This window comes from Synergistaceae bacterium, from assembly GCA_012521675.1.
GTDB lineage: Bacteria > Synergistota > Synergistia > Synergistales > Aminobacteriaceae > JAAYLU01.
This window is the reverse complement of record JAAYLU010000045.1, coordinates 1-13,401: the sequence shown is the minus strand read 5'-3', so window position 1 is coordinate 13,401 and position 13,401 is coordinate 1. Positions and strand designations below refer to the sequence as shown.

Sequence of the window (13,401 nt, the reverse complement as noted above, 5' to 3'; positions counted from 1 at the left end):
GTCTGCGCTGTTCCCTGCTTTTTTTAAGAGACTTTTTTGTCGTATTGCGACGATCAGGACTAACCTCGGAGGCGCTCTATGATTGCAGATGATTTGTTCGACCACGACGATGAGCTATTGGATCAAATCGATTTCCGGGAGCGTTATCTCTCCCTCTTCCCCATCCCGCTGTTCGTGAAGGACAGGAACTCTGTCTACGTCTTCGTAAACCAGGCCTTCGCCGATTTCCTGGCCCTTCCGGCGGAGCAGATCGTAGGCAAGGGGCCCTTCGACCTCTACCCGCATGAGTTTGCGCAGAGCATCCTGGATCAGGACAGGATGGTTATGGAGAACGCAGCGCCGTCTACCGATCTTGAGTGCTTATTCAAGAACGGCATGGGAGAACTGGTCTGGCTGAGATCCTACAAGGGCCCGATATTCAACAAAAAAAACGAGGTCGTCGGAATGGTGGGTGGCGACATGGACATAACCGCCTCCAAACGGACGGAAGAGGAGCTGAGAAGGAGCGAGGAGCGTTGGAAGTTCGCGGTGGACGGGGCGGGGGACGGGATCTGCGAATGGAATATCGACACGGGCGAGGTGTTCTACTCCAAGCAGTGGAAGGCCATGCTGGGCTTCGAGGAAAACGAGATCTCACCCTCGCTTCATGAGCTGGAGAAGAGAATTCATAGCGACGACCGCGACGGGATGAAGCGAAAGATGGAGGAGCACCTGCTTGGAAAGTCCACCTCCTTTTCGCACGAATACCGCATGGTCACCAAAAAGGGCGGCCTTATATGGGTGTTGAACAGGTCCAAGGTGTTCGAGTGGGATGAGGACGGAACCCCCTTGCGCCTCGTAGGGATATTCACCGATATAACTCGAAGAAAGAACGCGGAGGAGATGATCCTGCACCAGGCCACCCACGACATGCTCACTGGACTGCCGAACCGGATGCTGTTCAACGAAAAACTATTCGCCGCGATGGCCGACGGGGAGAGTCTGGGACTGAGGGCCGCGGTCATATTCATGGATCTGGATAACTTCAAGGAGATCAACGACAGCCTCGGCCACCTGATGGGAGACCTGGTCTTGATGGCGGTCGCCGAGAGGCTGGACGGCGAGATAAGGGAGATCGACACCCTTGCGCGGCTCGGCGGCGACGAGTTCGCCTTCATCCTTCCGCACCTTAAGGAAAAGGTAGAAGCGGCCGCCATGGCGGACAGTTTTCTCGAGAGCCTTCGCAAGGAGATAAAGATAGACGGCAAATCGCTTTTCATCACCGGCAGCATGGGGATATCCTTTTATCCCGACGACGGAGAGGACGTGCAGACGATCATGAAGCACGCCGACATCGCGATGTACCGTGCCAAGAGGGAGGGAAGGGACGCATGGCGCTTCAGGAACTGACGCATCTCGAGATGTATTGCGCTTGACAGAATAGGAGCCCGGATGATAAACTGTCTATGTCGACCTTGAAAAAGCAGAATATTCTGCGCGTTTTAGCGACAGGGTGTTTTGCCCCTAATAGGTGATCTGTTGTCTTTTTTTTGGGGGAGCGTGCGCTCTCCTTTTTTTTTATCCGTTTTTCCTCGAATCTAGTTTTTCGGAGGTGTGGTCATGGTGAAGCCTATCGTTGCGAGATGGGAGTGGAGGACGTTCGGTGCCGGCTTTGACGAACAGGAGGCCAGGATACGCAAGTTCGAACAGGGCAATTACAAGGAGAGCGAGGAAGTATACGTGCTCTCGAAGAACAGCGACGAGAACGTCAAGATAAGGGACGAACTTCTCGACATAAAATCACTTCAGAAGGTCGACGCCGATGGATTGGAGCAGTGGTATCCGGTGATGAAGACCGAGTTCCCGATACCTGTCGCGGATCTGAAGAGGCTCTTCTCCTACTTCAAGGCGCCGGAGCCGGTCTACGGAAAGAAGGAGTACTCGTTCGACCAGTTCCTGAACGAGATAGTGCGACCCGACCAGAACCTCAGGCCCGTGAACGTCAAGAAGAAACGCCATATATTCGTTATTAACGGTGCGATAGTCGAGATAGCGGACACGGACTTCGACGGGGCGGAGCTTCGCACGATCTGCGTCGAGCACGAAGACACGCAGACCGTCATGAAGACGGTGCGCGAACTCGGCCTCGAGGGCCTGCCGAACATAAACTACATCCAGGCCATGAAGCAGTCCGTCGGGATGGCTTAGGTCATGGAGTCGCTCAGGGCCGTCATAGACGTCGGCACGAACTCGATCAAGTTTCATGTCGCAAGGAAGGGGCAGGATGGCGCTCTGGAGACGGTGTCGGACAAAAACGACATAGCGAGGCTCGGCGAGGGCCTTCGCGAGACCGGCAGGATCGGTGACGAACCTCTTGAGCGGAACGCGGCGGCCGTGGCTGGGTTTGTCGAAGAATCCCGTTCTCTGGGCGTGCAATCTCCCGAGATAGTTGGGACGATGGCCCTTCGGACAGCGTCCAATGCAGCCGACTTCATAGCACGGGTGAAGGAGTTGACGGGGTTGACCCTCCGTGTGATAGAGGGGGGGGAGGAGGCTCGTCTGTCTTACCTGGCAGTCCTGTCCGGGCTGCCTGTCGGCGACGACAAGCTCGTGGTATTCGACACGGGGGGTGGAAGCACGGAGTTCATCTTCGGTGAAGGAGGGGAGATCAGGAAGAAGTTCAGCCTTCCGATCGGCGCCGTCCGTATCACCGAGGAGTTCTTCAAGGAGGATCCGGTTCGCGACGGCTCGGTCGAGGAGGGGCTTGCGAGGATCGGGAAGGACCTTGCCGAAGGAGGAGCCTTGGACTCGGACTGCGTCTTGGTAGGTCTGGGAGGCACGGTCACCAGCTTGGCATCCGTGAAGCTACGGATGGAGGCGTACGACCCCGACTTGGTCCAGGGATCGATCTTGAGTCTCGACGATGTAAATGAGATGATCGAAATGTTCGCATCCAAGACGTTGGAAGAGCGCCGTGCGGTGGTTGGGCTGCAACCAAAGCGTGCGGATGTCATCCTTGCGGGAGCATGCATAGTCCGCGCCCTTCTCGAGGCCTTCCATGTCGACTCTTTCACGGTGAGCGACAGGGGCTTGCGTCACGGCCTCGCTTACGAGCTGTTCTCGAGATAGCCGGAACGTTCGCTCGATCCGTGAGCTGCGGTGTTACCCAATCGGTATGTTCCTTAAATATCATAGGAGGTGCTGTTGATGAAACGTATTACTGCGGTTCTGTGTGTTCTGTTCCTGTTGGTTCTGGTCCCGGCGGCTTACGCCGCTTATCCTGAAAAGCCGATACACGTGGTCAACTACGTTGGCCCCGGTGGGCTGATGGACGTGACCAGCAGAAAGTTTGTCTCCATAGCGGCCAAGTACACGGACGCGACCTTCGTGGTGGAGAACAAGGAGGGCGCGGGAGGCCTCATAGGAATGCAGGCCGTGCTGGAGCAGCCTGCAGACGGCTACACCGTATTCGCCGCAACGACCTCGAATATCGCGAAGGTCCTCACTTCGAAGAAGGATGTCGACGAGTACGTATGGGGCTTCGAGTGGATCGCCCTGATCATGCGCGACCCCGAGTGCCTCATCGCCGCGAAGGACACTGAGCTGAACAACTGGGAGGCCATATTCAAGGATGCGCAGGAGAAGAAGGGCGCTCAGCTGTGGACGGGTCCCGCCGCTGGTGGAAACGACCACCTCATGTCCATGAAGGTCTGGGACAAGGCGGGGATGAGCGCCAAGTGGATACCCTACGCCACCGGCCCCGAGGCTATGATGGGCCTTCTAAGCGGACAGGGCGTCGTCTACGTCGGCAACCCTGCGGATATCGGAGGCCGCGAGGGGTTCAACATCGTCGCGATAGCCAGGAAGGAGCGCCTCGAGATGTTCCCCGACGCCCCCACGTTCATAGAGCTTGGCATCGAGGGGCTGGATGACGAGATCATGTGGCGCGGTTTCGCCATGAAGAAGGGCTCTCCCGAGGAGGCCATGGTCTGGTGGGAGGATCTGCTCAAGCAGGTCGCCAAGGATCCGGAGTGGATCGCCTACCTCGAGAAGGACGGGATAGACGTCGTCGACCACGGTCGCGCCGAGTTCAACGCCCAGGTTCAGAGGGATGTCGAGAACTTCGAGTTCTACCTCAAGAAGTTCGGCCTTGTGAAGTAGCGCCGTTTTAGGGCCGACGGCCTCGGATTCAAATGGACAGGTGCGGGGCATCGTGCTGTGTGCGGTCCCCGCACCTTTTTAGCGGAATGCGGAGGAAAAACTTTGGAGCCTTGTCGCTCCCGGAGGTGGTCTTATGGAAGCACTGGCTGAAAGCCTCAGCGGGTCCGGCAGTTTTCCCGTGTGGATAATATCTTATCTGATAGTAGTCGCTTTAGGATTTGTAATTACGCGGAGGAAATATGCTCCGTACCGGGCCCGAATAGTAATATGTTTCACGATGCTGTTCCTGGCGTTCGTGTTTCTCCTGCTCTCCTTCGGAGTAGAGGAGATAGAGGCCGTGGGGAGCAGCGCCCGGATCGCGCCCAGGCTTTGGGCGGCCGGGCTGGCCCTCTTTACTCTCGACCAGCTGTGGCGCATCTTCCAGGGCAACGCCCCCGAGGACCCGGCTACGGGCGATGTGAAGCGAGTGCTTCTGACCGCGTGCATCGTGGCCTTGTCCCTATGGGGTATGAACACTGCGGGCTACCTGGTCTCTTCGTCGGGTATGATACTGCTCCTGCTGCTACTGTTCGGCGAGAGGCGAATCCCGGTGCTTCTCGCTCTTTCGGGGGGCTGGGCGGCTTTTTCCTGGTATGTCTTCGTCCGCCTGCTGCACATTTCGCTCCCTTCGGGGATACTGTTCGGGTAGGAGGGGTCTCGGATGGAACTACTTTCACACTTGATGAACGGCCTTTCCGCACTCATGAACTTCAACGCTCTGCTCGTCATCACCGGCGGAGTGATAGTGGGCATCCTGGCCGGCGCCATGCCTGGGATATCACCATCGATGGCGGTGGCCCTGCTGCTGCCCTTCTCGTTTGGGATGACCCCGACCATGGGGCTGGTCATGCTCTGCGCCATCTACTTGGCCTCGAACTACGGCGGTTCGATAACAGCTGTAATGATAAACACCCCGGGGACACCGTCCGCCGTGGTGACGGCCTTCGACGGCTACCCTCTCACCCGTAAGGGCAAGGCGGGCACCGCCCTTGGAATATCCCTCGTCGCCTCGGTGACGGGAGGGTTCATAGGCATCATCATCCTGGTGCTCTTCTCTGCGCCGCTCGCTCGCTTCGCGCTGAAGTTCTGGCCCGCGGAGTACTTTGCCCTGGCTATCCTAGGTCTGTCCACCATCGCATCTCTAGGGGGAGGACGCTGGCTCGAGTCATTTATCGCGGTGCTCCTAGGGCTGCTGCTCAATACGATAGGCATAGACCCTCTCAGCGGCGTCAGCCGTTTCACGTTCGACGTGGTGCGGCTATACGACGGTTTCGCCTTTATTCCCGTCCTGATCGGACTCTTCGCCCTCAGCGAGGTCTTCAATGGAATAGAGACGGGCGAGGTCGGCAGACCACCTGAAGAGCCCGACAGGACGAAATCGCCATGGCCCTCGATCCGCGACTATCTTAAAATCAAGTACTCTATGATCAGGGCGGGGATACTCGGCACGGTCATAGGCGTCTTCCCGGGAGCCGGCGGTACGATCGCCTCCTTTATCGCATACGACGTCGAGAAGCGGGTCAACAAGGACCCCGACAGCTTCGGGAAGGGAGCGCCGGAGGGAGTGGCGGCGGCCGAAGCGGCGAACAGCTCCTCCGTCGGAGGTGCGCTGGTGCCGCTTCTGACGCTCGGCATACCGGGCAGCTCATCGGCGGCGGTGCTGATAGGCGCCCTGATGATCCACGACCTCCAGCCGGGGCCGGAGCTCTTCACCCGGCACCCGGAAATTGTGTACACTCTCTTCTCAAGCCTCTTGGTGGCGAACATAGTCCTGCTGTTGCTGGGCCTGGTCGGTGCGCGCGCCTGGATCAAGGCGGCGCTGATACCCAAGAAACTGCTCTACCCGATGATCTTCGCCTTCTCCTTCATAGGAAGCTACGCCGTCCGCGGGTCTCTGTTCGACGTCGGAGTGTGCCTGACATTCGGAATACTGGGCTGGCTGCTCACGAGGAGCAAGATACCCGTCTCGCCCATAGTGCTCGGCATGATACTGGGCACGATGATAGAGAAAAACCTGCGCACCACCATCATGATGGGGGGGCTCTCGCTCTTCCTTAAGCGGCCGCTGTCGCTCGCGCTGCTTCTACTGGCCTTTGCCTCGGTGGTCGTTCCGTTCATCAGGGAGAGCAGAAAGAACCGAGAGGCTAAAGCATGAACCCCCAGCTGCTCGCCGCTATAAACATCCTGGGTGGGCTGGCCCTCTTCCTGTACGGCATAGAGCAGACGACCATAGCCTTCGGTACCAGCTTTGGAGACAAGGCCAAGGAACTCCTCCTTCGCTTCACGCAGAAAAAGCCCATGGCCTTTCTCTTCGGCGTGGTGCTCGCGGCGATAGGACAGGGCAGCACTTTAGGGACGGCCTTTGCTGTAGGCTTCGTGGACGCGGGAATGCTCTCCTTCGCCGGATCCGTGGTAGTCATGATGGGGACGAGCGTAGGGGGCACATTCGTCACCTTCCTGCTGAGCATGAACATCGCCGTCTATTCACCGCTCATGTTCTGCGCAAGCTACTTGATGGTCAGATTCGGAAGGGGCAACGTCTACCGAATCGGGCGCGTACTACAGGGCATTTCGATAGTCCTTCTGGGCATGTTCGTGCTGAAAATCGGCGTACCGTCGCTTCTGAACGCTCCTTGGTTCTCTCGGATGCTGACTGTGACAGCAAACAGCCCCTGGCTGGTCGGTATCGTGGCCTTTCTTGCGACCACGATACTCCAGAGCAACTCCGCTGTGCTTGCGGTGGTGATCACCTTGGCGGACGCTGGCGCCCTGCCCGTATCCTCCTTTCTTCCCATAGTGTGCGCCGCCCGAATCACCGTGGTGCTGGCCGCATTCGTGGGCAGGCACAACGCCAAGAAGCTGGGGGTCTGCACCCTGATATACAAGATCCTGGGAGTGCTCATCGTCATCCCCTTCTGGGGCCTCGCCCAGAGGCTTATCGCCTCCAGCACGGCGGACATGGCCGTCCTTGTGTTCCAAGTGCAGCTTGGAGTCGCCATATTCAACTCCATCGTCTTCTATCCCCTCTCCGACTGGCTGGCGAGACTGACCGACCGGCTGATGGAGCGGGGAAAAGAAGAGAGCCTCGGTGACCCCGTCTACTTGGACGAGGAGCTGCTCGAGGTCCCCGCTCTCGCTATACTTCTGCTCTCCAAGGAGATAATTCGCTTGGCAAACTACATCGAGCTCTACTGCCAGTCTCTCTTCCTGACAGACAAGAGTATGCCGGGCCTGGAGGAGCAGAACAGCCTCCCCGAGGCTATAGACAGCCTGTCGGAGGCATGCCAGGAGTACATGTTCAGGATACGTGTGCCATCCGAGGACAAAGTCTTGAAAGCCGACTACTCAAGCGTCTCCTATTCCGTGCTCTCCTTCCGCCAGATGGCAAAAATCCTGATGGGAGAGCTGAGACTGCTTGCCGAGGCGGGTGTGGCAGAACAGTTCAAACGGGAGTTAGGGGACGACACGTGGAAAGAGTTTTCATCCCTCGTCCTTATCAATGTCCGTTACGCTCTGAGGGCCTTCGCCCTGGCAGATGCGGATTTTGCAAGCGACGCAGGACACTACGGGAGGGAGTACGAGGAGCTTGAGAGAAAGATCAGGCTCTGGCTGGGGGTGGATGCCATCAGCCGCAGAGAATTGGCCCCTCTGCTCGACTACATGTCTCAGGCCTATCTGCTGGTGAAGACCTCCCTTGAAATCGCCAGGGGCGAGGCGCATCGCTATCGCGACACCTCAAGAAACCATTAAGGGGGCGAGGAGGAATGAGCAGTATTGCCGATATTCAGTCCCATTTATACAGGCTGGATAAAGAGAGGATAGTCTCCCTCGTGGTGAAGATGGGGAAGGGCGCCGCAAGGCTTCTCGAAAACGCCGTGCACGCATTCCTCGACCATGACGAGGTGCTGGCGCGCCGGGTCATCAAGGAAGACGATACCATCGACCGTATGGAGAGTGAAGTGGACCAGGAGTGCCTTGCTTCGATCGCTCTCCGCTCCCCCGCAAGAGAGGAGCTCTACTTTATACTGGCGGTCCTGAAGATAATAACCGACCTCGAGCGAATAGGCGACCAGGCGGTCAATATCGCCGAGAAGGCGCCAAGGGTCGCTCCAGGAGTGGCATACCCCAGGCGCGAGGTCCTGCTCGAGATGCTCTCGCTCGTTCTGGAGATGTTCGCCAAGGCGCTTGAGTCCTTCGAAAACGAGGACAAAAACATGGCGTCCGCACTCTGGGAACGCGATGACGAGGTGGACTCCCTCTACGCGCGCTGTTACACGGACTTCTTGGAGGATACCGTGATCCATTCAGGGGATGACGGAGTGAAAGCCGTCGAGATCGGTGCCTCGGAGCTGTGGGTGGCCCGGCATCTTGAGCGAGCCGGGGATCACGTCATAAACATCGCTGAGAGGGTCTACTTCATGGCGGAGGGCAAGAACTTCTCGTGCAAGGACGAAAGAAACGGCGTGAAAGGTGAGAGAAGCTCGACCGAAAAATGACATAAAGAACGAAATTCCCCTCTGACCAATCTTGACAATGGAGAAGACAGGTGTATAATAGCATTAGTCAGTAATAGTCAAAAGGATTCGGGGGGGATGCTATATGAAAAAAGCTGTAGGCATAGATCTGGGGACGACAAACTCTGTAATTGCGGTATTGGAGGGAGGTTCTCCCGAGGTTGTGGCCAACGCGGAGGGCGGAAGGACGACCCCTTCGGTGGTGGCCTTTACAAAGGACGGCGAGAGGCTGGTTGGCTCTCTGGCCAAGAGGCAGGCGACGCTCAACCCGGACGGCACCCTGTTCTCGATCAAGCGTTTCGTGGGTCGAAAGTACAATGAGGTGGACTCGGAGCTTAAGATCGTTCCGTACAGGGTGACGGAGGGACCGAACGGAGCGGTCAGATTCTCGGTCGGCGGCAAGGAGTACGCGCCAGAGGAGATAAGCGCGTCCGTGCTGCGGAAGCTGGTGAACGATGCGTCCGCCTACCTGGGCGAGAAGATCGATGACGTGGTGATTACTGTGCCCGCATACTTCAACGACGCCCAGCGGCAGGCCACCAAGGATGCCGGGACCATCGCGGGGCTCAACGTGCTCCGCGTGGTGAACGAGCCGACCGCCGCCGCTCTCGCGTACGGGCTGGAGAAGAAGAAGGAGCAAAAGATAATGGTCTTCGACCTCGGAGGCGGCACCTTCGACGTCTCCATCCTCGATATCGGCGACGGAGTAGTGGAAGTGTTGTCAACATCGGGCGACACTCACCTTGGAGGGGACGACTTCGACAAGGTTGTGGTCGACTGGATCGCCGACGAGTTCCGCAAGGAGAGCGGCATCGACCTGCGCAAGGATAAACAGGCCCTGCAGAGGCTTTACGAGGCCGCGGAGAAGGCGAAGTGCGAGCTCTCGTCCAGGGCGAACACCGAGATCGGGCTGCCCTTCATTACAGCGGACGCAAATGGCCCCAAGCACCTCAACATGAGCATAACCAGGGCGAAGTTTGACCAGCTCACCGCTCATCTTGTAGAGCGCTGCACCGGACCGGTCAAGGACGCGCTGTCGGCGGCCAAGCTCTCCGAGGGCGAGATCGAAGAGGTCGTGCTCGTCGGAGGGTCGACCAGGATACCCGCCGTTCAGGACCTGGTGAAGAAGCTGACAGGGGGCAAGCAGCCTAACATGTCGGTGAATCCCGACGAGGTCGTGGCTGTAGGTGCCGCGGTCCAGGCGGGTATATTAAGCGGCGAGATGAAGGACGTACTGCTGCTCGACGTTATACCCCTCTCACTAGGAGTGGAGACGATGGGGGCGGTGATGACCAAGCTCATCGACAAGAACACGACGATCCCCTGCCGGAAGACCGAGATTTTCTCTACGGCGGCGGATAATCAACCTGCAGTGGACATAGTTGTGCTGCAGGGCGAGCGGGAGATGGCGGCCGATAACAGAGTGCTTGGCAACTTCAAGCTCGAGGGAATTCGCCAGGCGCCCAGGGGATTGCCGCAGATAGAAGTAACCTTCGATGTCGACGCCAACGGAATACTGAACGTCACCGCGAAGGACAAGGACACGGGCAAGGAGCAGAGGATAACCATCGATGGCTCGACCAACCTCGACAAGTCCGAGGTCGACCGCATGATCCGAGAGGCGCAGGAGCACGCGGCGGAGGACAAGAAGAGGAAGGAGATGGCAGAGGCGAGGAACGAGCTGGAGAGTTTGGTCTACCAGCTGGAGAAGACCCTCGAACAGCAGGGCGACTCATCCAGGGAGAACGAGAGGGCGCGTGCAAGGTCGCTCGTCGATGAGGGGAAAACCCTTCTGTCGAAGGACGATTCGTCGCTCGACTCGCTAAGGGTCGCCGCCTCCGACATAAAACAGATGCTTCAGATCCTGGCCTCCTCGAACAGCGGAGGAGCCCCTCAAGGGGATGCACCGTCCGGCGCTAGCGATGACGTGGTGGACGCGGAGTTCGTTGACAGCTCCGAGAGCACGGGCTGAGGGATCTAAATCGGGCCGGCGGTCCGAACAACAGGCAAAGATGGTTCGACCTGCGGACGTTCATACGCCCGCAGGTTGTTTTTTTCAGGAGGGGAGCGAGAGTCTACGAAGGGGATGCCTTTGTGGCCCGGCGCTTTAAGGGGTATACTCTGGTAGGTGCAAGAGGGCGGGCCAGTTTTTCCGCTCGTCCGGAATAGACAGAGATTAGGGGGAATTATGTTGCTCAGTCGGAATATCGATGCTGTTAAGGATGATCTGTTGGCGGCTCTGCAGGAGAGCCTTCGGATCCCGAGCGTGGGAGGAGACCCCGAGGAGGGGGCGCCCTACGGCGCGGGCCCGAGGAAGGCGCTGGACTGGACCCTTGCCTTCGCCGAGAGGATGGGCTTCAGGACGAAAAACGTGGATAACGTGGCGGGCTGGGCCGAGCTGGGCGAGGGGGACGAGATGATAGCCGTCCTCGGTCACCTTGACGTGGTCCCCGAGGGCAAGGGGTGGAGTGTTGACCCGTGGGGCGGCGAGTTGAAGGACGGGATGCTCTACGGCAGGGGCGTGCTGGACAACAAGGGCCCGGTGTTAGTCGCCCTCTTCGCCGCCAAGGCCGTCTTCGACTCGAAGATCCCCTTGAAGCGCAGGGTGAGGGTCATCTTCGGCACGAACGAGGAGAGGGGCAGCAAGTGCATGGCGCACTACGTCGAGGCCGGGGAGGAGCTTCCCGTGGCCGGGTTCACGCCGGACGCCGAGTACCCGATAATCAACGCCGAGAAGGGCATCCTCACGTACACTCTCTCAATGCCCTTCGCGCCCTCCGGGGATTTCAGAGTCCTCTCTCTCGAGGGAGGAGTCGCGGACAACGTCGTGATGGCCGAGGTCAAGACCGAAGTGACGGTGCCCAGCGGTGCCGGGTGCCGTGAGCGAATACTGTCGCTGGCCGACTCTTGGAAGGGACCGGAGGGCTCGTCGCTGGAGGTTCTCGAGAGCCAGGACGGTGAGACGATGACCTTTGTAGTCAAGGGCAGGCCCGCGCACGGAAGCACTCCGGAGCTGGGGGTCAACGCCCTCGCATGCCTGGCCGATTTCATGGTCTCCTTGAAGCTCAAGGAGGAGCAGGGCGAGTTCTTCAAGGCTTTCGCGGAGCTCGTGGGTTTCGAGACGGACGGCTCGTCCCTCGGAATCAGGATGAGCGACGAGGTGTCCGGCAATCTAACTCTCTGTTCCGGTGTTGTCGGCATGGAGGATGACAGAGCGCGCTTCTCGATAAACATACGCTATCCTGTGACAAAGGACGCCGAAGAGGTGACCCGGCCTCTTCACAAGGCCCTTGGCGAGAGAGGGATATCCGTGGAGAAGGCGGAGGCGGCGGCGCCCCTGTACATGCCGGAGGATTCACCCCTCATCGTAGCGCTTCAAAAGGCGTACAAGGAGGTGACCGGCGAGGAGGCCGGACTCATAGCAATAGGCGGGGGAACCTACGCCAAGACCATGCCGAACGTGGTCGCGTTCGGTCCTGTCTTCCCGGGACAGGATTACAAGATCCACGAGGAGGACGAATGCTGGTCCGTCGATGACATAATGAAGAATGCTCACATCATGGCAAGGGCCATCGTGGAGCTCGCCGGAGAGTGAGTCGGTCGGAGGACCAGGACATGAAGAAACCGACTCTTTCCCCGACGACCACCAGCGGTTTTTTCGACAGGTATATTTCTATACTGGACTTTTTCGCGGAGGTCTGCGGGCCGGACTGCGAGCTGGTCCTTCACGACCTCTCGTGCCCGGAGGCCTCCATTATCGCCATAAGAAACGGGCACATCAGCGGCCGGACGGAGGGCGGCACCATGTCCGAGTACGCTCCGTCCTTCGTGAGGCTGGTCAGAAGCGGAGGCTACACTCGTAACATGGTCTCGCACGTGGACAGGATCGGGGACGGCAGGATAATCAAATCTCACGCCTTCTTCATCAAGGACGAGGAGGGAGAGCTTCGCGGGATGATCTGCGCGAATCACGACGTGACTAACCTCGTCAAACTGCATGACTTCCTGCACGATAGGTTTCAGTTCATCAGGGGGATGAGGCCCGCCCCCGAAGAGGAGGGTGTCGCAGTGGAGTCGCTGCTCGAGCCTGATGCCTCCTCCGGCTCCGATTATGATATTGAAGACCTGATGGATGTGATCATCGAGCAGGGCATCGCCGAGTTCACTGTCTCCCCCGCCGAGATGGGGCCCAAGGAGAGAATGCGATTTGTCGGCATGCTCAATGACAGGCATCTCTTCTCGTTGAAGGGATCCGTGGCCAGGACGGCCGAGCGGCTCGGCATATCTGAAGCCACGGTCTATCGCTATTTGAAGAGGGAGAATCTCCGGCAGCTGTGAATTGGCACATCGAAGCCTCTCTTCGGCATTCCACGCCGGTCGAATCGCAGGAGGAGCGCCGCGTAGAATGGCACCCGCAACGGAGGGTTGAGTAAATATGTCCATCGGATCCATCTTCTTCTTGTTTCTTCGCATAGGCGCTCTGACCTTCGGAGGCGGAATAGTGATGCTAGGCTTCATCCAGGGGGAGCTTCGTTCCATAGGGGGCTTTTCCGAGGAGGAGATCGCCGACATGACCGTGCTTGCCACGGCCCTGCCGGGGCCCGTCGCGGTAAACCTCTCATACATCATCGGCAAGAGGATGGCCGGAGCACGGGGCGCCTTCGCCGCCGTAACCGGGACTTCCATCCCCCCCTTTCTGGCGGTCTTG

Annotated in this window: 12 protein-coding genes; all 12 read left to right on the top strand. The window is 58.6% G+C overall.

Annotation, left to right across the window (positions count from 1 at the left end; translation table 11 throughout):
• The first annotated feature begins 78 nt into the window (after window positions 1–78).
• The gene (locus GX181_05065; GenBank protein ID NLM71311.1) at window positions 79–1,389 is read left to right on the top strand and encodes a diguanylate cyclase; all 1,311 of its coding nucleotides are present in this window, start codon (window positions 79–81) and stop codon (window positions 1,387–1,389) included.
• A 210-nt stretch (window positions 1,390–1,599) separates the two neighbouring features.
• Window positions 1,600–2,187 (top strand): hypothetical protein, encoded by a 588-nt coding sequence (locus GX181_05060; protein ID NLM71310.1) that lies wholly within the window; start codon window positions 1,600–1,602, stop codon window positions 2,185–2,187.
• Between the two features lie 3 nt (window positions 2,188–2,190).
• Window positions 2,191–3,108 carry a Ppx/GppA family phosphatase gene (locus tag GX181_05055; protein NLM71309.1) on the top strand — a complete coding sequence of 306 codons (918 nt, stop codon included), beginning with the start codon at window positions 2,191–2,193 and terminating at the stop codon, window positions 3,106–3,108.
• Between the two features lie 78 nt (window positions 3,109–3,186).
• Complete coding sequence (locus GX181_05050; GenBank protein NLM71308.1) at window positions 3,187–4,140, top strand: tripartite tricarboxylate transporter substrate binding protein; 954 nt, start codon at window positions 3,187–3,189, stop codon at window positions 4,138–4,140.
• Between the two features lie 133 nt (window positions 4,141–4,273).
• Entirely contained in the window at window positions 4,274–4,828 is a 555-nt protein-coding gene (locus GX181_05045) for a hypothetical protein (protein NLM71307.1), read from the top strand.
• 12 nt (window positions 4,829–4,840) lie between these two features.
• Window positions 4,841–6,334, top strand: coding sequence for a C4-dicarboxylate ABC transporter permease (locus GX181_05040; GenBank protein NLM71306.1), 1,494 nt, complete (start codon window positions 4,841–4,843; stop codon window positions 6,332–6,334).
• A complete protein-coding gene (locus tag GX181_05035) occupies window positions 6,331–7,929 on the top strand; it encodes a Na/Pi cotransporter family protein (protein ID NLM71305.1) in 1,599 nt (532 codons plus the stop codon). Before GX181_05040 ends, GX181_05035 begins: the two co-directional genes overlap by 4 nt.
• Before the next feature lie 14 nt (window positions 7,930–7,943).
• On the top strand, window positions 7,944–8,675 hold the full coding sequence (gene phoU, locus GX181_05030) for a phosphate signaling complex protein PhoU (protein ID NLM71304.1): 732 nt from the start codon (window positions 7,944–7,946) through the stop codon (window positions 8,673–8,675).
• A 103-nt stretch (window positions 8,676–8,778) separates the two neighbouring features.
• Window positions 8,779–10,665, top strand: coding sequence for a molecular chaperone DnaK (gene dnaK, locus GX181_05025; GenBank protein ID NLM71303.1), 1,887 nt, complete (start codon window positions 8,779–8,781; stop codon window positions 10,663–10,665).
• A gap of 219 nt (window positions 10,666–10,884) precedes the next feature.
• The gene (pepV, locus tag GX181_05020) at window positions 10,885–12,288 is read left to right on the top strand and encodes a dipeptidase PepV (protein NLM71302.1); all 1,404 of its coding nucleotides are present in this window, start codon (window positions 10,885–10,887) and stop codon (window positions 12,286–12,288) included.
• Between the two features lie 20 nt (window positions 12,289–12,308).
• Window positions 12,309–13,031: a hypothetical protein gene (locus tag GX181_05015; GenBank protein ID NLM71301.1), complete on the top strand. Its 723-nt coding sequence runs from the start codon at window positions 12,309–12,311 to the stop codon at window positions 13,029–13,031.
• Between the two features lie 97 nt (window positions 13,032–13,128).
• Window positions 13,129–13,401 (top strand): chromate transporter (locus GX181_05010; GenBank protein ID NLM71300.1); only part of this gene is annotated, 273 nt, incomplete at its 3' end.